The sequence below is a fragment of the Paraburkholderia steynii genome (assembly GCF_900100565.1).
Lineage (GTDB): Bacteria > Pseudomonadota > Gammaproteobacteria > Burkholderiales > Burkholderiaceae > Paraburkholderia > Paraburkholderia terrae.
The window spans coordinates 119370-138078 of sequence record NZ_FNDI01000005.1 but is presented as its reverse complement, the minus strand read 5'-3'; the positions used below and the strand labels follow the sequence as shown (position 1 = coordinate 138078).

The window sequence follows — 18709 nt, the reverse complement described above, 5'->3', positions numbered from 1 at the left end:
GAAACTAGTTTTTCGGCGTGCGAAGCGCGACGAGATTCGTCACGCGCCGCGCGCCGGCTGCCTTCAGCGTGCGGGCCAGCGCATCGAGTGTCGCGCCTGTCGTCATCACATCGTCGACGACGGCGACATGCAAGCCCGTCACCCGTCTTGCCACTTCGAACGCGCGGCCGACATTCTGCCTGCGCGCATCGAGATCGAGCTTCGACTGCGGCGCCGTGTCGATCACGCGCCGCACGAGCGTCGCGTCGCCGCGAATGCCGAGCGCTTTCGCGCAGGGCCGCGCGATTTCCCACGCCTGGTTGTAGCCGCGCTCGACCAGCCGCCGGGCCGATAGTGGCACGGGCGCGACGACGTCCGGGCGATCGCGTTCGTCGATCGCATCCATCGCGGACCACGCGAGCCGCCGCGCGAACTCATGCGCGAGCGCGAGCCGCGCGCGGAACTTGAGGCCGACGGCGAGCATGTCCAGCGGCGCGCGGTAATCGGCCAGCGCCACGGTCGCGTCGAACGAGGGCGGTGCGGTGAGACAGTCGCCGCACTGGTAATGCATGACGCTAGCCCGCCGGAAGCCGCTCAACGGCATCGCGCAGACAATGCAGCGCAGCCTTGCTTCGTTCCACCACGCCTCGTCGCAAAAGCCGCACAGCGTTCGATGCGACATATTGCCGCACAACGCACACGGATTCGGCAGCGCGCAACGCGCGAGCGCCGGAAGTTTCGAGATGGATCGTTGCGCGACCTCGATGAACCGTTCGTGAAGCAGTCGCCCGGAAAGTGTGGCGCGAGACCACCGAAAAGCCCAATTCGGCATATCGACACGCCTCCGAAGGCCGCTGACGCTGAAGGGACGGAATCGAGCGAGTATACTTCGCACTCTTCGTCCGCACGACTCGAATAACCGTGTCTCCCACCGAAACTGGCCGTCCGGCCTATGATTCGCGCCGTCTCCGGAAGATTTTCGACCGCCGGGCCGCGACGTTCAATGATGTCGCGTTCCTGCCGCGCGAGATCGCCCAACGCATGCGCGAACGGCTCGACTACATCAAGGTCAATCCGGCGCAGGTGCTCGACGCCGGCTGCGGCGCGGGCGACGACCTCCCCGCGTTGCGCGAGCGCTTCCCCGAGGCGCCCGTGTTCGGCACCGATCTTTCACGCGCGATGCTCGCGCGCGCGGTCCAGCACGACGCTACCGACACCAGCTGGCGTCGTTTTCTGCCCGCATCGCTCGGCAAGGCGCTCGGCTCGCGCGGTCCGCGCTTTGCTCAGGCGGATTTTTCCGCGTTGCCTTTTGCATCGGGTGCATTCGAGTTCATCTGGTCCAATCTCGCGCTGCACTGGCACTCGCGGCCCGACCTCGTTTTCCCTGAATGGCAGCGTGTGCTGAAGGTCAACGGCCTGCTGATGTTCAGCACGCTCGGGCCTGACACGCTGAAAGAACTGCGTGGCGCGTATGCCGAAATCGAAGCGGCGCACGGCGTCAATACGCACAAACATGTAATCGACTTCGTAGACATGCACGATCTGGGCGATATGCTTGTCGAAAGTGGCTTCGAAATTCCCGTGATGGACCAGGAGACCTTGACCATCACGTACAAGTCGCCGGAGTCGCTGCTTGCCGACGTGCGTCGCTGGGGCGCCTATCCCTTCCAGCGCGAAGCGTCGCCGGGTGTCTCGTCGAGGCGCATGCAAAAAGCGCTGCTTGCCGCGCTGGAGGCGCGCCGGCGGGCCGATGGCACGATCCCTCTGACTTTCGAGGTGATCTACGGACATGCATGGAAGGCGGTGCCGAGAATGACCCCCGAAGGGCACGGAATCGTGCGAATAGAAGACATCGGAAGAGGGCGGCAGGGCAATCGTTGACGCGGTAAAGAGGGCATCCGTTATGCTCGAAATTAGCGGCTCGAAAAGTGCGTCAAAACGGCGCAGAGGCTTGTGTGGCTTGGCTTTTCGGCCGATAGAGCGTTGCTTGTGGATGCCCTGGATCGGCCCTATAATGCGTCAGTTTGTCGCTTAAAGCTCACACAATAGGAGCGACAGGCCCGAGGCCTTTGCGGTTCGGGTGGCGGTAGTTGCGCTGGGCGTGAATGGCATTGGCGGTATGCGGTGACTGGCGGTTCGCGGGAGGCAGCGATGAATGCAACCGATCTGCTGGCTGAGTCAGAACCCGTCCTCAAGGACTGGTTGATGAAGCGCAACTGTTCGGCTTCGCCGCGGCAATTCGTGTTCTTCTATGTGTCGCTCGCGGCATTCTCGCTCTTAATAGCATTCCTGCTGGTCCTGTGCGGTGCATGGCTGGTGTTGCCGTTCACGGGTATCGAGCTGCTCGCTGTCGGTGTCGCATTTGCCATCTATGCACGCCATGCTGTCGATTACGAGCGCATCCGGCTGTTTCCCAACCGGCTCGTGATCGAACAGGTCAGCGCCGAGCATCTCACGCAGTTCGAATTCAACCCGTGCTGGGTGCGGGTAGAACCAGGAGCGACGCCGCGCGACCGGATCAGACTGGTTTCGCGTGGCGAGACGGTCGCGGTCGGGCAGCACCTTGCGCAATATCGGCGCGCACAATTCGCCGACGAACTGCGTCTGTGGCTCAGGCAGTGTCAGGCGTAAAAAGTTGCGTATCGAATCGCGCGCCGTTCCAGAAGACGAGAGGCAGCCTTCCAGCGGGGTCGAGGGTTTGAATGGAAAATTTGGGTAAGGAAGCTATGAAAACAATCAAGCGAGCCCTCGTGGGCGTGCTGGCGTGTAGCGGGCTGTTGTTCGCTGGCGCTGCCCATGCAATCGGCGACAGTCCGGGCGGCCCCCGCGTCAACGAGATCAATCTCCAGCCGCCCGTGACGAGGATTGCCGAAGAGCTCTACAGCCTCCACACATTCATGCTGATTCTCTGCACGGTGATCTTCATCGGCGTGTTCGGCGTGATGTTCTATTCGATGTTTGCGCACCGCAAGTCGAAGGGCTACAAAGCCGCGCATTTCCACGAAAGCACCACCGTCGAAATCATCTGGACGATCGTCCCGTTCATCATCGTCGTGCTGATGGCGCTGCCCGCCACCAAGACGGTCGTCGCGATGAAGGACACCACGAATGCCGATCTCACCGTCAAGGTCACCGGCTATCAGTGGAAGTGGGCCTACGACTACGTGAAGGGGCCGGGCGAAGGCATCAACTTCCTGTCCACGCTGACCACGCCGCGTAGCCAGGTCGACGGCCGCGCGCCGAAAACAGATACCTATCTGCAGGAAGTCGACAATCCGCTCGTCGTTCCCGTCAACAAGAAGATCCGCATCATCACCACCGCCAACGACGTCGTGCATTCGTGGTACGTGCCCGCGTTCGGCGTGAAGCAGGATGCGATTCCCGGCTTCGTGCGCGACACGTGGTTCAAGGCGGAGAAGACGGGCACGTATCGCGGCTTCTGTACCGAGCTGTGCGGCAAGGAACACGCGTTCATGCCCGTGGTCGTGACCGTGCTGTCGGACGACGACTACGCGAAGTGGGTCGACGACCAGAAGAAGAAAATGGCCGCCGGTCTGGACGATCCCAACAAGAACTACACGCTCGCCGAGCTGACGGAGCGCGGCGGCAAGGTGTACGCGGCGAACTGCGCCGTCTGTCACCAGCCGACGGGCAAGGGCGCAGGCGCATTCCCGGCGCTCGACGGCAGCAAGGTCGCGAACGGCCCGCTCGCCGAGCATGTGAGCATCGTCCTGAAGGGCAAGAACGCGATGCCGGCGTGGGCGCCGACGTTGAACGACGTCGAGATCGCCTCCGTCATCACCTTCGAGCGCAACGCGTGGGGCAACCACACGGGCGACATCCTGCAACCGAAGCAGATCGCCGATGCACGCAACGGCCGTCTGCCGGCGGGTGGCGATCACCTGGCGGGCGCGGCGGCGGCTGCCGCGTCGGACGCCGTCGCGGCGAGCGGCGCGGAAGGCGCGAGCGGCGCAGCTGCGGCTAGCGGCGAAGCGGGCGCATCGGCTCCCGCGGCTGCATCAGGCGCATCGGACAACGCGGCAGCATCGGCGCCGCAAGCGTCGCTGCCTGCCAGCGTCTACTTCGAAACGAACAAGAGCACGCTGCCCGCGGACGCAAAAGCCGCCATCGACGCAGCCGCTGCGTACGCGAAGGCGCACCCGGACGCGAAGTTCACGTTGTCGGGCTACACCGACGCAACGGGTTCCGCCGATAAAAACGCGAAGCTCGCGAAGGCGCGTGCCGAAGCCGTGCGCGACGCGCTGAAAGCAGCAGGCATCGCCGAAGACCACATTATTCTGAAGAAGCCGGAGACGATCACGGGCGGTGCGGACGCGAAGGAAGCACGCCGTGTCGAAATTAGCCCAGCGGCCTGACGTGTCACAGTCAGAGAAAAGCAGCATTCGAGATTTAGGAGATTGTCATGTCTAGCATCGGACACGATGTAGCCGCGGGGCACGAGCACGTTCACGGCGATCATGCCCACGAGACGCCGCATGGCTGGCGCCGTTGGCTGTACGCCACCAACCACAAGGACATCGGTACGCTGTACCTGCTGTTCTCGTTCATCATGTTCCTGTCCGGGGGCGTGATGGCGCTGGGCATCCGCGCCGAGCTGTTCGAGCCGGGCCTGCAGATCATGCGTCCCGAGTTCTTCAACCAGTTGACCACCATGCACGGCCTCATCATGGTGTTCGGCGCGATCATGCCGGCCTTCGTCGGCTTCGCGAACTGGATGATTCCGCTGCAGATCGGCGCATCGGACATGGCCTTCGCACGGATGAACAACTTCAGCTTCTGGCTGCTGCCCGTCGCTGCCGTGCTGCTGGTCGGTTCGTTCTTCACACCGGGCGGCGCAACGGCCGCCGGCTGGACGCTGTATGCACCGCTGTCCACGCAGATGGGCCCGGGCATGGACTTCGCGATTTTCGCGGTCCACATCATGGGTGCGTCGTCGATCATGGGCGGCATCAACATCGTCGTGACGATTTTGAACATGCGCGCACCCGGCCTCACGCTGATGAAGATGCCGATGTTCGTCTGGACGTGGCTGATCACCGCTTACCTGCTGATCGCCGTGATGCCGGTGCTGGCTGGCGCGATCACGATGGTGCTGTTCGACCGCCACTTCGGCACGTCGTTCTTCAACGCGGCAGGCGGCGGCGACCCGGTGATGTATCAGCACATCTTCTGGTTCTTCGGCCACCCCGAGGTCTACATCATGATCTTGCCGGCGTTCGGGATCGTGTCGCAGGTGATCCCGGCGTTCGCGCGCAAGCCGCTGTTCGGCTATAGCTCGATGGTGTACGCAACGGCGTCGATCGCGATCCTGTCGTTCATGGTCTGGGCGCACCACATGTTCGCCACGGGTATGCCCGTCACGGGCCAGCTGTTCTTCATGTACGCGACGATGCTGATCGCCGTGCCGACGGGCGTGAAGGTGTTCAACTGGGTCGCGACGATGTGGCGCGGTTCGCTGACCTTCGAAACGCCGATGCTGTTCGCGGTGGGCTTCCTGTTCGTGTTCACGTTCGGCGGTTTGACGGGCCTGATGCTCGCCATGGCGCCGCTCGACATCCAGTACCACGGCACTTACTTCGTGGTTGCGCACTTCCACTACGTGCTAGTGGCGGGGTCGCTATTCGGCCTGTTCTCCGGCTGGTACTACTGGTCGCCGAAGTGGACGGGCTGGATGTACAACGAGACGCGCGGCAAGATCCACTTCTGGTCGTCGCTGATCTTCTTCAACCTCGCGTTCCTGCCGATGCACTTCGTCGGTCTCGCCGGCATGCCGCGTCGTTATGCCGACTACCCGGCGCAGTTCACCGACTGGAACCAGGTCATCACGATCGGCGCGTTTGGCTTCGGTCTCGCGCAGGTGTACTTCCTGTTCGCGGTCGCGCTGCCGGCGTATCGCGGTGGCGGCGAACTCGAACAGGCCGGCGACAAGCCGTGGGATGGCGCAACGGGCCTCGAGTGGACCGTGCCGAGCCCGGCTCCGTTCCACACGTTCGAAAATCCGCCGACGGTCGAATAAGCCGTCTTCGAAGTCCGCTCCGGCTGGGCAGTACCGGAGCGGACCGAAGCGGACCGAAGCGGAACCGAAGCGGAACCGAAGCGGAACCGAAGCGGGACCGGATCATCACGCAGCAACGCAGTATCAAGAAACTTCAGCATGACCCGGAATCCACAAAAAAGCCGTACGCCTGAAGAAATTCGTGCAGGGAATCTGCGACTCGGTCTGATTCTGCTTGCCGTCGTCGCCGTCTTTTTTCTGGGTGCCGTCGTCAAGCAGGTCTGGTTTGCTTCGTGACAGGACCTGACCTGCCGTGACGAGTTGGGATCGCCTGTGCATGTGATCTGTTGAGGAAGTTCGATGTCGACGCAACCGCCCGCCGGGGCCGATCGCTCTTTTAACCGTTCGATGCTGTTCAAGCTCGTCGTCGTCGCGTTGTTGATGTTCGGCTTCGGCTTTGCGTTGATCCCGATGTATCGCGCGATCTGCGCGGTCACGGGCATCAACAACCTCGTGCAGCGTGACGCAACGGCGCGCGAGGCGAAGAACACGCAGGTCGACATGAGCCGCACGATTTCGATCGAGTTCGACGCGAATGCGCGCGGACCGCTCGGTTTCAAGCCGGAGCAGAACAGTATCGACGTGCATCCGGGTGAAGTGACCACGGTGATGTACGACGTGAGCAACCAGCAGGCGCGCACGATCCAGGCTCAGGCTATTCCGAGCTACGCGCCGAAGCAGGCCACGGAGTTCTTCAAGAAGATCGAGTGTTTTTGCTTTACGCAGCAGACGTTGAAGGCGAACGAGTCGAAGCGGATGCCCGTGGTGTTCGTCGTCGATCCGAAATTGCCGAAAGACGTGAAGACGATCACGCTGTCGTACACGTTCTTCGAACTGAACGCGCCTGCACCCGCGGCGCGCGGCACGCAAGGTCAGACGGCGGACGGTGCAGCGAAAGCAACGAACCCGGCCTGACGCGTACCAACGACGCTTGCCCAAAGAAGGCGAGGATATGAACGATAGCGGTCGCGGCAGGAAGAGCAGTTTCGGCCAGTCGATGAAAGCGGTGATGTGGTCGTTTTTCGGTGTGCGCAAACGGCGCGATCTGGAAGCGGATGCCACGCAGTTGAATCCGCTTCACGTGATCATCGCGGCGCTGATCGGCGCGGCGATTTTCATCGGGGTGTTGATCCTGATCGTGCGCGTGGTGGTCGGCTAGTCGAGCGTTGGAGCGGGGCAGGACTCAATGGATGGAGCAGGGCGGCGCAACGCAGCGCGCCGTTGGAGATAGAGCCGGGGCGCAGCGCAGTCGGCTGCGGATTCAACCGGACCAAGCAGAACAACTGGACTGAAGTGGAGAATCAACGATGAGCGGTCAAAACGAGAGCCCGTACTATTTCATACCGCACCCGTCGCGGCATCCGATCAGCGCTGCGATTGGCCTGCTGGTCATGCTCGGATCGTTTGCGGCGTGGGTGAACGGCGAGCCGTGGGCGCCCATCACGGCGCTGGTCGGTCTGCTTTGGCTGCTCTTCACGCTGTATCACTGGTTCGGCGATGCGATCTCCGAGTCGGAAGGCGGCATGTACGGCAAGAAAGTCGATGCGTCGTACCGCTGGAGCATGAGCTGGTTCATCTTTTCGGAAGTGATGTTCTTCGGCGCGTTTTTCGGGGCGCTGTTCTATGCACGCGAGATCGCGATGCATCAGTTGGGCAGTCTCGACTACAAGCTGATCTGGCCGGATTTCACGGCGGTATGGCCGAATATCGGACCGGCTGATCTCGTGTCGCACTTCAAGTCGATGACGCCGTGGCCCGTGCCGACCATCAACACGGCGCTGCTGCTGTCGTCGGGCGCGACGCTGACGGTCTCGCACCACGCGCTGCGCGACAATCACCGCACGAAAGCGATTGCATGGCTCGCAGCCACGCTGGTGCTGGGCATCTCGTTCCTGTTCCTGCAAGGCTTCGAGTATTTCCACGCGTACAACGAACTGAACCTGACGCTCGCATCGGGCGTGTACGGCTCGACGTTCTTCCTGCTGACGGGCTTCCACGGTTTCCACGTGTTTCTCGGCGGTACGATGCTGGCCGTCGTGCTGGTGCGGATGATCCGCGGCCACTTCACGGCTGACCATCACTTCGCGTTCGAAGGCGCGGCGTGGTACTGGCACTTTGTCGACGTCGTGTGGCTGGGTCTGTATATCGTCGTGTACTGGCTGTAAGCGTCGTTCGAACGCCACGGAGCCTGCGCAAATCGTGCGTCATATCGACGCATCGAGGCACCGCAGGCAGCATGAAAGCGGGTGGCATCAGGCGCGGTCGGAGCATCGAACGCGTTGGTGTGGGATCTGTATCGGAAAAGACTTGAACAGCGCCGCCCTCGACCCCGTCAGGGCGGCGTTTTGCTTCGATGGTGCGAGGATTTCGCCGATCGCGTAACGGTGTATTGCCTGATCGGCGCGAAATTAAGTGGCATACTTCGCCGTCAAATTGAGACGGCATACGTCAGGTCGGCGCACTGCGAGACTGCGTGCTGTTATCGCTGAACGTGCTGGAAGTGTGCCGTCAGCGTCCGTACGGAATGCCCGTCGAGTGAATCCAGCCCATCCAGTTCGCGAACAGGATGAACAGGAACAGCGTAATCGACAGGCCGACACGTGTCGCGAGCGACCAGACCATACGCTTCGTTCTGCCCCGGTCGTGCATCATGAAGTACAGCGCGGACACCATGCTGCCGATGATCAGAACGAACGCGATGGGAACGAGAATGTGCATGGAACCAACTGAAATTCAGGAAAGCGAACGCAACGATTTCATTATCGCACCGCGCGCAATGGTTCGTGTTCGGACCAGAATCGCACGATGAAGATCCGTCTCATACCGGCGCTGCTGATTCTGATCGTCGTCGCGGTGACGGTGCGGCTCGGTTTCTGGCAGCGCGACCGCGCGCATCAGAAAGAAGCGTTGCAGGCGCAGATCACGCAGTTCGAGAACGCGCCCGCGCAGACCGTGGGCGCCGCGCCTGTCGCGCTGAAGGACATCGAGTTTCATCGTGTGCGTGCGGTTGGACAGTTTATGCCGCAGCAAGTGGTGTACCTCGATAATCGCCCGTATAACGACCAGCCGGGCTTTTACGTCGTGATGCCGCTTAAACTGCGCGACGGCGGCGTTGTGCTCGTCAATCGCGGCTGGCTGCCGCGCAACATGAACGAGCGCACGGCGATCGCACCGTATGACACGCCGAAGGGCGAGATCGAAATCGAAGGCATCGCGCGTGCCGACGCGACCCGCGCGTACGAACTCGGCGAGGGCGGCTCGGCCGCGCATCAGACGATTCGCCAGAATCTCGATGTCGCCTCGTACGCGGCGGAAACGGGCTTGCCGCTGCAGCCGTTCGTGATCCAGCAGACGAGCGACGACGGCGACAAACTCGTGCGCGACTGGCCAGCGCCGACGTCGGGCGTCGAACGCAACTACGGCTATATGGCGCAGTGGTGGGGCATGGCCGCCGCCGCACTGGTTTTCGGCCTGTATGCGGCGCGGCGTGCAGCGAAGAATGCGAGTCGGATCGAGAGCAACGGACCGGAAGGCGGCGACGCGGCCAACAATGGACAGGCGCCCCGCGCCTGACGCTTCAAGCGCGGCCCGACTGCAGCTTACAGGCGTGATGCAAGCGCCATCATGAAAAGAGGATCACGAGTGTCGACGCAAAACCCCCGTTCGCAGCAAACCGGACAGCAACCCGCGCGTGGCGGGCAGGGTAAGGTTCCGGGCCAGCCGAACGGCAAAGGCTCGTGGCAGCGCGGCCGCTGGACGCTGCTGCTGATCGCGCTGGTCTGCGCGGCGCCCGTCATCGGGTCTTATTTCACGTACTACGTGATCAAGCCGAAGGGCAGCACGACGAGCTACGGCACGCTGATCGAGCCGCAACGCCCGATCCCCGACGCGCTCGTCGTCACGGGCGAGGACGGCAAGCCGTTGAAGCTGGCCTCTTTGCGCGGCCGCTGGCTGCTGATTTCCGTCGACAACAGCGCGTGCGACAAGCCTTGTGTGACGAAGCTGTATTTCATGCGCCAGGTGCGCGCTACGCAAGCGGGCGAGCGCGAGCGCATCGTCAACGTGTTTCTGCGCACGGATGCCGGCAAGGTGCCCGACGTCGTCGATAACGCGTACAAGGACACGGAGATGCTGATCGCCGATCCGAAGGAAGTGAGCGCATGGCTGCCCGCCGACGAAGGCACGCAGGTTTCGGATCACATCTACATGGTCGACCCGAACGGCAACCTGATGATGCGTTTCCCGAAAGACGCAAACCCGAGCAAGATCAAGGGTGATGTCACGAAACTGCTCAGAAATTCGGGTATCGGCTAAAGTGCCGCGAGCACGTTGAAACTCGCCTGGTGGCGAGAGAAGGAAAGATAGATGTTCGTATTGCAACTGGGACTGATCGGGCTGTGCATTGCGCTGCTGCCGCTGTCGTACGTGTGGGTGAACGCCGACGACAACAAGTTTCGCAAGCTGGTCTGGGTCACGACCTTCCTGACGCTGGACCTCGTGATGTTCGGCGGCTTCACGCGCCTGACCGATTCGGGGCTCGGCTGCCCGGACTGGCCGGGCTGCTACGGCACGTCGTCGCCGTTCATCGCGCACGCGGCGATCAATGCCGCGTATCACGCGATGCCGTCGGGCCCCGTCAGCATGACGAAGGCATGGATCGAGATGATTCACCGCTACTTCGCGATGGCGATCGGCGTGCTGATCGTCGCGCAGACGGTCATCGCGTGGGTCGCGCGCATCAAGCGCCGTCCGCTGCACGTGTCGCCGTGGTGGCCGACGTCGCTGCTGCTGCTGATCCTCGTGCAGGGCGCGTTCGGCGCATGGACCGTGACGATGAAGCTGCAACCCGTGATCGTGACGATTCACCTGTTGCTCGGGCTCGCGCTGCTCGGCACGCTCGGCTGGCTCGCCGCGCGTCAGACGCCGCTGCCCGCCCACGAGCCCGAAGCGTCGCAGTGGCGTATTGCCGCAGTGTTCGGCCTCGCGCTGCTGATCGTGCAAATCGCGCTCGGCGGCTGGGTCAGCACGAACTACGCGGTGCTCGCCTGCACCGATTTCCCGACCTGCAACGGCCAGTGGATTCCGCCGATGGACTTCGAGCACGGCTTCCACTTGTGGCGCGCGCTCGGCATGACGGGCGACGGCGACATGATCACGCAGGACGCGCTGGTCGCGATCCACTGGACACATCGCACGTTCGCCTTTGTCGTGGTCGCGTATCTGCTGTGGTTCGCGCTGAAAATGCGCCGCTTCGAGTCGCTGCGGCGGCCCGCAAATGGCGTGCTGCTCGTGATCGTGATCCAGTTCATCACGGGCCTGTCGAACATCGTTTTGCAATGGCCTTTGCCCATTGCCGTCGCCCATAACGGCGGGGCCGCGATCCTGCTGCTCCTGCTCGTTATGCTAAACTTTCGAATCGCTTATAGCCGTCCCGGCCGCGCCGTCGTTCACGCGCGCGACGCCGCGCCAGCGTGACCCACATGGACAGCACAACTCTCCCCCATTCGCCCGGTAGCCGGATTTCTCAATACATTGCGCTGACGAAGCCGCGTGTCACGCAGCTCGCCGTGTTTTGCGCAGTGATCGGCATGTTCCTGGCCACGCCCGGCATGGTGCCGTGGACGGTACTGATCGGCGGCGCAGTCGGCATCTGGTTGCTGGCGGGCGCTGCATTCGCCATCAACTGTCTCGTCGAGCAAAAGGTGGACGCGAAGATGCGCCGCACCGCGTGGCGTCCTTCGGCGCGCGGCGAGATCACCACGTCGCAGATTCTGCTGTTCTCGGCCGTGCTCGGCGGCCTTGGCATGTGGACGCTCTACACGTTCACTAACGCGCTGACCATGTGGCTCACCATCGCCACCTTCGTCGGATACGCGATCGTCTACACGCTCTTGCTCAAGCCTTATACGCCGCAGAACATCGTGATCGGCGGCGCATCGGGCGCGATGCCCCCGGCGCTCGGCTGGGCGGCCGTGACGGGCGCCGTGCCCGGCGACGCATGGATTCTCGTGCTGATCATCTTCGTCTGGACGCCGCCGCATTTCTGGGCGCTCGCGCTGTATCGCCGCAAGGACTACGAAAACGCCGGCCTGCCGATGCTGCCCATCACCCACGGCGAGCAGTACACGCGTCTGCATATCTTGCTGTACACCGTCATTCTGTTCGCGGTCACGCTGATGCCGTTTATCTCGGGCATGAGCGGAGTCGTGTATCTGGCGTCGGCGGTTCTGTTGGGTGCCGTGTTCCTCGCGTATGCGTGGAAGATTTATCGGGAATATTCCGACGACCTCGCGCGTAAAACCTTCCGTTACTCGATCGTTTATCTGTCGCTGCTGTTTGCGGCGCTATTGATCGACCACTATGCGCGTGCCTTGATCGGCGCGTAACACCATGCTCACTAAACGTTTCGCGCGCGCGGCGCGCGTTGCTCTCGTTGCGTGCGCGCTCGGCGGCGCGGCGCTGATGTCGGGATGCGGGAAGGAACAGCCCGCGTTCACGAACGTCGATATCACGGGAAACAAGCAGTTCGGCGCCGATTTCTCGCTGCCGGATTCGAGCGGCAAGCTGCGCTCGCTTGCCGACTACAAGGGCAAAGTCGTCGTGATGTTCTTCGGCTATACGCATTGCCCCGACGTCTGCCCGACGACGATGGCCGAGCTTTCGCAGGCGCTCCAGCAACTCGGCCCCGAAGACGCGAAGCGCGTGCAGGTGCTGTTCGTCACCGTCGATCCCGAGCGCGACACGCCTGAACTGTTGTCGCAGTACGTGCCCGCGTTCAATCCGACGTTCGTCGGCCTGCGCCCTGCCGATCAGGAGCAGCTGACGAAGGTGACGAAGGACTTCCGCGTCTACTACGCGAAGGTGCCGGGCAAGACGCCCGACAGCTACACGATGGATCACACGGCCGCGAGCTACGTGTTCGATACCGATGGCAAGCTGCGTCTTTTCGCGCGTGACGGGCAGGGCGCATCGCCGTGGGTTCACGATCTGAAGCTGTTGCTCGGCTGAGCGAGCGGCGCGAAAGTCGCACATTGAAATGAAAAGGCTGCACGACATCGTGCAGCCTTTTTCATTTTCCGAGCCCCAGTTCACTCCGGTGCTTTCAGATTCATGCCCGGCGCCATCCGCGTCGCCTTGAACTCCGTCACGTCATAGCGCGCGACCTTCTGCTGCGCAAATGGATCGCTCGCGAGAATCTCGTCGAGTCTCGATCGCTCGATACCCGCCGCGATGATCACACCGCCATCGCGCGGCACCTTCGGCCCTGCCATGATGAACACGCCCGCGTCGAACTGACGCGTCAGGAACGCGCGGTGCGCTTCCAGCGCATCGTCGACACGATCGAGCGATGCGGTGTAGCTGAGGGAGACGACATACATAAAAACCTCGCAAATGGGGAAGAGGCGAGCGGTGCGAGTAGGCGCCGCATCCCGTCATTATCGGCTGACACGGCGTGGGGCGTGACTGGCAGGCCGCCTCAAGTCGACGCATCGATCTGCCGATATCCAAGAGAGCAATCGTTTGCGCCCAATTTGTCTTAAGCGGGCGCCGCAGATTTGCCAAAGATGTGACCACACCACAAGAGACCAACACAATGAGTAGGATGAGTCTGAACCGCAAGCTGTGGTTATCGCTTGTGCTCGTATGGCTGGGCTTGCTGGGCGTCGGATTGTGGAGCGCGGTGGAAACCCGCTCGACAATGCTCGACGAACGCAAGGCAGGCATGGTGAATCTCGTCGATGCCGCGCAGGGTGTCGTGAGCGGTTACTACGCGCTCGCGCAGGCCGGCAAGATGAGCGAGGCCGATGCGCAGCGCGAAGCGCTCGCGCGTCTCGCGACGATGCGCTACGGCGAGTCCGGTTACCTGTTCGTGATGGATTCGAAGCCCGTCGTGCTGATGCATCCGACCTTGCCGCAGATGAACGGCAAAGCGGTGGGCGACTTCAAGGACCCGGACGGCAAGCTGCTGTACGTGTCGATCGTCGATGCGGCGAAGGCGACGGGCAAAGGCTTCGCCGAATATCGCGGACGTCTGCCGCATAGCGAAGAGGCTGTGCCGAAAATCAGCTATGCCGTGCGTTTCGCGCCGTGGGACTGGAACATCGTAAGCGGCGTATTCGTGCGCGACATCGATACCGCTTACTACGCGAACCTGATCGAGCATTTCATCGTCGTGCTGGTGATCGGCGCGGGGATTTCGTTCGCGATGCTGCTGATCATCCGCAATGTGCGCGGCAGCCTCGGCGGCGAGCCGCAGGATGCCGCCAGGCTCGCGGCGCGTATCGCGACGGGCGACCTCACGCAGATCGTGTCCGTGCGCGCGAACGATTCGTCGAGCATGATGGCCGCGATGAACGAGATGCAAAGCCGCTTGCAGCGCGCGATCGGTGAGATTCGTCAGTCGGCGGAGTCGATTGCGTCGGCGACGCAGGAAATCGCGGCGGGCAACGGCGATCTGTCGCAACGCACGGAACAGCAGGCGGCGTCGCTACAGGAAACGGCGGCGAGCATGGAAGAGCTGACGGCGACCGTCAAGCAGAACGCCGACAACGCGCGCCAGGCGAGCGGCCTCGCAAACAACGCGTCGGACATCGCGACGAAGGGCAACGAGGTCGTCAACCGCGTGATCAGCACGATGACGGAGATCAACGACAGCTCGCGGCAGATCTCGGACATCATCGGCGTGATCGAGGGCATCGCGTTCCAGACGAATATTCTCGCGCTGAACGCGGCCGTCGAAGCGGCGCGTGCGGGCGAGCAGGGCCGCGGCTTCGCGGTCGTCGCGGGCGAGGTGCGCAGCCTTGCGCAGCGTTCGGCGACGGCGGCGAAGGAAATCAAGCAACTGATCGGCGCATCGGTGGAGCGCGTCAACAATGGCTACACGCTCGTCGAGCAGGCGGGCACGACGATGAGCGAGATCATGCAGGCGGTGCGCCGCGTGACGGACATCATGGGCGAGATCGCGGCGGCGTCGGAAGAGCAGAGCAGCGGCATTTCGCAGGTAGGACGTGCCGTCACGCAGATGGACGAAGTCACGCAGCAGAACGCGGCGCTCGTCGAGCAGGCTGCGGCCGCTGCTGCATCGCTGCAGGATCAGGCGGCGCGTCTGCGTCAGACGATCGGTGCGTTCCGGATAAATGGCGGTGAGCCTGCGGTCGCTGCGAAGACGGTTCCCGCGGCAGCGAAGAAGGTCGTGAATGCAGCGGCGAAGCCAGTCGCGAAGCCGGCAGCCGCCGCAGGCGCGACGGTGACGAAAGCGGACGCCGGTGCGCGCGAGGCCGTGAGACCGGCCGTGAAGACGGATGCGTCGCCGCGTCCGGTTAAGGCGTCGTCATCCGATGACGATTGGACTACCTTCTAACGGCACCTCAACCGAGAACGAGGCCGTTCTCGGTTCGGTGGATGTGCTGCAAGGTCGGGTCGGATTCGTGGATCGCCAGTTGATCGATTCCATAGTCAAACTGACGATAACCGAGTTCGGTTAGAAAAGTCTGAATCGCGTCACGATCAGACTTGATCATTTCGATCAGCATGACTGGGCGGTGTTGTTCGAGCACCGCGCGTGCCCCGCGCAAGACGTCGAGTTCCATCCCTTCGACGTCGAGCTTCAAAAAGTCCAGTCGGTCGAGATTCAAAGAAGGCAGATCGATCACGGGCACCTTGACGCCGTGCTGCGCGTCGTAAGAGATCGGCTGCCCGATGGCCTCGGTATTTTCACGTTGACGCAGTTCCAGGCTGCCGAAGCTCGCGGGCCGCGTATAGTCGGGCCGCGGCACGATCATCTCTCCGCAGCTTTCGCCCAGTGCTGCCAGCCGCGCCCGCACATTCATGCAGTTGTTGAGCGCGATGTTGCCGGCCAGCGCGTAATACACAGCTTCCTGCGCTTCGAACGAATGCACCTCGCCCCATCCGTACATGTGCCGCGACCATTCGATCGTATGCACACCGACGTTCGCGCCACCGTCGATCGCGACTACGCCGTCGCCGAAATGGCGGCGGCGCAGGTCGAGAATCAGGAGTGCGAGTTTGATTTCGTTGAGATCGAATTGAGACGCCGTGAGCAACTGAAAGCCGACGCCGAACACGCCGCCGTCCTGTTTGATCGCGAAATCGTTGCGGTTGACGATCATGTTGCCGTGGTTGGTCGAAGCGAGAACGAAGGCGATGGGGCGAGCGGGATATGACATGTGTTTCTCGTTTGAGTCGTGAGTGGAGTGTCCGCAACGAAGGCCGGGTGAGATGCGCCCGACGAATCGATTGGGCTTGAAAGGCAGGCTTATCTTAAAAAAGCGGCGCGCATGCTTACATAGGACGACTCCTAAAGCGCCAGGCGCAGCGCGGCACGCCATGCAAACCCGTGACAAAACCACGCGGGACAACGCGCATACCCATATGCGAACCCTGTATTTCCCATCGACGCCTGCCTGTGAGACGATTTAGGGCTCGACACTTCGCGGGCGTCGTCAATGTGCCCGCTGTCGAATACGAATCCGAAACAAGGCAGTCAAGAGAGAATCACATGCAGCGCAGAACACTCATCAAGGTCTTTTCCGCAGCGCTCGCTTCGGCGGCGCTCGTCACGAGCTTCGGCGCACGCGCCGACGACAAGGTCATCAAGGTCGGCACGATCAGCGGCCCCGACGCGCAAATCTGGTCGGTAGTGCAGAAGGTCGCGAAGCGCGAAGGCCTGAACGTGAAGGTCATCGAGTTCAACGACTACGTGCAGCCGAACGCCGCGCTCGACGCGGGCGACCTCGACGCGAACAGCTTCCAGCATCAGCCGTATCTCGACAGCCAGATCAAGCAGCGCGGCTACAAGATCGTCAACGCCGGTCTGACCTACATCTCGCCGCTCGGCATCTACTCGAAGAAGCTGAAGTCGCTGAAGGATTTGCCGCAAGGCGCGAAGGTCGCGGTGCCGAACGATCCGTCGAATGAAAATCGCGCATTGCTGCTGTTGCAGTCGCAAGGCGTGATCAAGCTGAAGGCGGGCGCAGGCACGAACGGCAGCAACGCGACGCCGCTCGATGTCGCCGACAATCCAAAGAAGGTGAAGCTGATCGAACTGGACGCAGCGCAATTGCCGCGTTCGCTCTCCGACGTCGATGCCGCCGCGATCAACACGAACTTTGCGCTGGCAGCCGGTCTGCAGCCGACCAAAGACGCAATCGCGCTCGAAGACGTCCACAGCCCGTACGCGAACCTGATCGCCGTGCGCATCAAGGACAAGGATCAGCCGTGGGTGAAGAAGCTGGTCGCGGCGTATCAGTCGGAAGACGTGCGCCAGTTCATCAAGACGGAGTTCAAGGGTTCGGTCGTGCCGTCGTTCTAAGCGACCTGATCGCATGATGCGAAAAAAAAGCGCCCCAGGAAACCGTGGCGCTTTTTTTATGCGCGTCGCAAAGGCACGAGACGCTGCCGCTATAGTGCGCGCTCCCATTGCTCGATGACGAGATCGCGCCCAAAGCGCCGCTCGGGTGCCGTCGATATCAGCGTAAAGCCAGCCTGCGTAACGAGCCGCCGAGCGTCGTCGAGCGAACTCTCGCTTTCGACGGAGAGTGTCCGATATCCCGCGCGCTTCGCGAAGCGCACGCATTCGTTGATCAGTTGCGTGCCGATGCCGAGCCGCCGCACGTCCGGTTCGACATACAGCATACGCACACTCGCCTGCATGTCGGATGCCGCCGCGACGAGCGCCGATCCGACGATCAAGCCATCCTGTTCCGCGACCCAGCAGATTTCGCGCAACGTGTCGTGACCTTGCGCAAAGCGCGCGGCCTGCTGCGCGAGCAGCGCTTCGAACGTGTGATCCCAGCCGTGGCCGTATGCGAACAGCTGCGCCTGGCGTGACACCAGCCAACCGTATTCGCCCGCTCGCGGCGCGCGCAGCGTGACGATGCTATGCCGCGGCCGCTCGTCGAGCAGGCGCTCGATCAGCTTCATCGCGCGGATCAGTTGATCCTGCGAATGCGGCGCGAGCCGCGCAAGAACGGCGCCGACCTCGTCGAGCGCGGCGGCGTCGAGCGGCTGGTACGCGGCAAGCCCCGCCTCGGTCAACGAGACGAGTGACTGGCGCGCGTCGATCTCCGACGTCCGCCGCGAAATCAGGTTGCGCCGCTCGAAGCTCGACAGCAGCCGGCTCAGATAGCCGCTGTCGATGCCGAGATTGCGCGCGAGCGCCGCCGCCGTCTGGTGTTCGCTGCGCGACAGTTCGTGCATGACCCGCACCTCGGTCAGCGAATACGGGCTTTTCTGCAGATGTTCGTGCAGCGCCCCGATGTGCTGCGTGTAAAAACGATTGAAATGGCGGACGGCTTCCGCCCGGACTATAGCGGGATCGTTCACCGTTTCCGCTCCCCGTATTGGCCTGTCATTCGGTTCACCAAGCTATGTTGTTTCCATCGAGTGATCGCTCGCGAATTTCGAAGTTTGCACCAGATCGTTAATAAAGAGGTATGACATTTGCGGGTTAACGCACGTAACTTGACAGACGATTCGTGCGAACCAGTTGGGCAACTGGGCTCAGATACGGGTATGCCCTAATGCCAGCGGCTTGTCAGTTGGAAACCGCTTAATTCGCGGAATTCCTTATCAGGCAAGGGTTTGCTTGATGTAGACCAGCTAGATACCAGCTCGTTGACTGGTATTATGGTG

General features: G+C 62.3%; 20 protein-coding genes. 15 read left to right on the top strand and 5 right to left on the bottom strand.

Annotation, left to right across the window (positions count from 1 at the left end; all coding sequences use genetic code 11):
* Positions 1-4: 4 nt before the first annotated feature.
* Positions 5-811, bottom strand: coding sequence for a ComF family protein (locus tag BLT65_RS11585; protein WP_091777845.1), 807 nt, complete (start codon positions 809-811; stop codon positions 5-7).
* 89 nt (positions 812-900) lie between these two features.
* On the opposite strand from BLT65_RS11585, the gene BLT65_RS11580 reads away from it, so the two are divergent.
* The 8 genes from BLT65_RS11580 to BLT65_RS11545 all read left to right on the top strand — a co-directional run bounded on the left by BLT65_RS11580 (position 901) and on the right by BLT65_RS11545 (position 8220).
* Positions 901-1860, top strand: coding sequence for a methyltransferase domain-containing protein (locus BLT65_RS11580; RefSeq protein WP_091777843.1), 960 nt, complete (start codon positions 901-903; stop codon positions 1858-1860).
* Positions 1861-2130: 270 nt separating this feature from the next.
* Positions 2131-2610 carry a DUF2244 domain-containing protein gene (locus BLT65_RS11575; RefSeq protein ID WP_035986818.1) on the top strand — a complete coding sequence of 160 codons (480 nt, stop codon included), beginning with the start codon at positions 2131-2133 and terminating at the stop codon, positions 2608-2610.
* Between the two features lie 71 nt (positions 2611-2681).
* Positions 2682-4355 carry a cytochrome c oxidase subunit II gene (gene coxB / locus BLT65_RS11570; protein ID WP_042306346.1) on the top strand — a complete coding sequence of 558 codons (1674 nt, stop codon included), beginning with the start codon at positions 2682-2684 and terminating at the stop codon, positions 4353-4355.
* Between the two features lie 47 nt (positions 4356-4402).
* Positions 4403-6016 carry a cytochrome c oxidase subunit I gene (gene ctaD, locus BLT65_RS11565; RefSeq protein ID WP_042306345.1) on the top strand — a complete coding sequence of 538 codons (1614 nt, stop codon included), beginning with the start codon at positions 4403-4405 and terminating at the stop codon, positions 6014-6016.
* 138 nt (positions 6017-6154) lie between these two features.
* Positions 6155-6292 (top strand): cytochrome oxidase small assembly protein, encoded by a 138-nt coding sequence (locus BLT65_RS11560; protein ID WP_007579644.1) that lies wholly within the window; start codon positions 6155-6157, stop codon positions 6290-6292.
* 63 nt (positions 6293-6355) lie between these two features.
* Positions 6356-6970 (top strand): cytochrome c oxidase assembly protein, encoded by a 615-nt coding sequence (locus BLT65_RS11555; RefSeq protein ID WP_091777841.1) that lies wholly within the window; start codon positions 6356-6358, stop codon positions 6968-6970.
* 37 nt (positions 6971-7007) lie between these two features.
* The gene (locus BLT65_RS11550; RefSeq protein WP_007579648.1) at positions 7008-7214 is read left to right on the top strand and encodes a DUF2970 domain-containing protein; all 207 of its coding nucleotides are present in this window, start codon (positions 7008-7010) and stop codon (positions 7212-7214) included.
* Positions 7215-7362: 148 nt separating this feature from the next.
* Entirely contained in the window at positions 7363-8220 is an 858-nt protein-coding gene (locus BLT65_RS11545) for a cytochrome c oxidase subunit 3 (protein WP_007579650.1), read from the top strand.
* 343 nt (positions 8221-8563) lie between these two features.
* Here BLT65_RS11545 and BLT65_RS11540 read toward each other — a convergent pair whose 3' ends face one another.
* On the bottom strand, positions 8564-8773 hold the full coding sequence (locus tag BLT65_RS11540; protein WP_007579652.1) for a twin transmembrane helix small protein: 210 nt from the start codon (positions 8771-8773) through the stop codon (positions 8564-8566).
* A gap of 87 nt (positions 8774-8860) precedes the next feature.
* On the opposite strand from BLT65_RS11540, the gene BLT65_RS11535 reads away from it, so the two are divergent.
* The 5 genes from BLT65_RS11535 (at position 8861) to BLT65_RS11515 (ending at position 13063) form a co-directional block, all read left to right on the top strand.
* The gene (locus BLT65_RS11535) at positions 8861-9628 is read left to right on the top strand and encodes an SURF1 family protein (RefSeq protein WP_091777839.1); all 768 of its coding nucleotides are present in this window, start codon (positions 8861-8863) and stop codon (positions 9626-9628) included.
* 69 nt (positions 9629-9697) lie between these two features.
* Positions 9698-10369 carry an SCO family protein gene (locus tag BLT65_RS11530; protein WP_091777837.1) on the top strand — a complete coding sequence of 224 codons (672 nt, stop codon included), beginning with the start codon at positions 9698-9700 and terminating at the stop codon, positions 10367-10369.
* 51 nt (positions 10370-10420) lie between these two features.
* The gene (locus BLT65_RS11525) at positions 10421-11530 is read left to right on the top strand and encodes a COX15/CtaA family protein (protein WP_091777835.1); all 1110 of its coding nucleotides are present in this window, start codon (positions 10421-10423) and stop codon (positions 11528-11530) included.
* 5 nt (positions 11531-11535) lie between these two features.
* Complete coding sequence (gene cyoE, locus BLT65_RS11520; protein ID WP_091777832.1) at positions 11536-12441, top strand: heme o synthase; 906 nt, start codon at positions 11536-11538, stop codon at positions 12439-12441.
* A gap of 4 nt (positions 12442-12445) precedes the next feature.
* Entirely contained in the window at positions 12446-13063 is a 618-nt protein-coding gene (locus BLT65_RS11515) for an SCO family protein (protein WP_042306339.1), read from the top strand.
* A gap of 80 nt (positions 13064-13143) precedes the next feature.
* Here BLT65_RS11515 and BLT65_RS11510 read toward each other — a convergent pair whose 3' ends face one another.
* Positions 13144-13434: a YciI family protein gene (locus tag BLT65_RS11510; protein WP_007579663.1), complete on the bottom strand. Its 291-nt coding sequence runs from the start codon at positions 13432-13434 to the stop codon at positions 13144-13146.
* A 215-nt stretch (positions 13435-13649) separates the two neighbouring features.
* On the opposite strand from BLT65_RS11510, the gene BLT65_RS11505 reads away from it, so the two are divergent.
* Positions 13650-15416 carry a methyl-accepting chemotaxis protein gene (locus tag BLT65_RS11505; RefSeq protein WP_091777830.1) on the top strand — a complete coding sequence of 589 codons (1767 nt, stop codon included), beginning with the start codon at positions 13650-13652 and terminating at the stop codon, positions 15414-15416.
* Between the two features lie 7 nt (positions 15417-15423).
* Here the strand turns inward: BLT65_RS11505 and BLT65_RS11500 are convergent, their stop codons facing one another.
* The gene (locus BLT65_RS11500) at positions 15424-16242 is read right to left on the bottom strand and encodes an FkbM family methyltransferase (protein ID WP_091777828.1); all 819 of its coding nucleotides are present in this window, start codon (positions 16240-16242) and stop codon (positions 15424-15426) included.
* Between the two features lie 332 nt (positions 16243-16574).
* On the opposite strand from BLT65_RS11500, the gene BLT65_RS11495 reads away from it, so the two are divergent.
* A complete protein-coding gene (locus BLT65_RS11495) occupies positions 16575-17387 on the top strand; it encodes a MetQ/NlpA family ABC transporter substrate-binding protein (protein WP_042306336.1) in 813 nt (270 codons plus the stop codon).
* An 89-nt stretch (positions 17388-17476) separates the two neighbouring features.
* Here the strand turns inward: BLT65_RS11495 and BLT65_RS11490 are convergent, their stop codons facing one another.
* Positions 17477-18400, bottom strand: a complete 924-nt coding sequence (locus tag BLT65_RS11490; RefSeq protein ID WP_091777826.1) for a bifunctional helix-turn-helix transcriptional regulator/GNAT family N-acetyltransferase — start codon at positions 18398-18400, stop codon at positions 17477-17479.
* Positions 18401-18709 lie beyond the last annotated feature (309 nt).

Coding starts and splice junctions, on each gene's coding strand:
- BLT65_RS11585 (WP_091777845.1), bottom strand. CDS start 811: ATGCCGAATTGGGCTTTTCGGTGGTCTCGCGCCACACTTTCCGGGCGA.
- BLT65_RS11575 (WP_035986818.1), top strand. CDS start 2,131: ATGAATGCAACCGATCTGCTGGCTGAGTCAGAACCCGTCCTCAAGGAC.
- coxB (WP_042306346.1), top strand. CDS start 2,682: ATGGAAAATTTGGGTAAGGAAGCTATGAAAACAATCAAGCGAGCCCTC.
- ctaD (WP_042306345.1), top strand. CDS start 4,403: ATGTCTAGCATCGGACACGATGTAGCCGCGGGGCACGAGCACGTTCAC.
- BLT65_RS11560 (WP_007579644.1), top strand. CDS start 6,155: ATGACCCGGAATCCACAAAAAAGCCGTACGCCTGAAGAAATTCGTGCA.
- BLT65_RS11555 (WP_091777841.1), top strand. CDS start 6,356: ATGTCGACGCAACCGCCCGCCGGGGCCGATCGCTCTTTTAACCGTTCG.
- BLT65_RS11550 (WP_007579648.1), top strand. CDS start 7,008: ATGAACGATAGCGGTCGCGGCAGGAAGAGCAGTTTCGGCCAGTCGATG.
- BLT65_RS11545 (WP_007579650.1), top strand. CDS start 7,363: ATGAGCGGTCAAAACGAGAGCCCGTACTATTTCATACCGCACCCGTCG.
- BLT65_RS11540 (WP_007579652.1), bottom strand. CDS start 8,773: ATGCACATTCTCGTTCCCATCGCGTTCGTTCTGATCATCGGCAGCATG.
- BLT65_RS11535 (WP_091777839.1), top strand. CDS start 8,861: ATGAAGATCCGTCTCATACCGGCGCTGCTGATTCTGATCGTCGTCGCG.
- BLT65_RS11525 (WP_091777835.1), top strand. CDS start 10,421: ATGTTCGTATTGCAACTGGGACTGATCGGGCTGTGCATTGCGCTGCTG.
- cyoE (WP_091777832.1), top strand. CDS start 11,536: ATGGACAGCACAACTCTCCCCCATTCGCCCGGTAGCCGGATTTCTCAA.
- BLT65_RS11515 (WP_042306339.1), top strand. CDS start 12,446: ATGCTCACTAAACGTTTCGCGCGCGCGGCGCGCGTTGCTCTCGTTGCG.
- BLT65_RS11510 (WP_007579663.1), bottom strand. CDS start 13,434: ATGTATGTCGTCTCCCTCAGCTACACCGCATCGCTCGATCGTGTCGAC.
- BLT65_RS11505 (WP_091777830.1), top strand. CDS start 13,650: ATGAGTAGGATGAGTCTGAACCGCAAGCTGTGGTTATCGCTTGTGCTC.
- BLT65_RS11500 (WP_091777828.1), bottom strand. CDS start 16,242: ATGTCATATCCCGCTCGCCCCATCGCCTTCGTTCTCGCTTCGACCAAC.
- BLT65_RS11495 (WP_042306336.1), top strand. CDS start 16,575: ATGCAGCGCAGAACACTCATCAAGGTCTTTTCCGCAGCGCTCGCTTCG.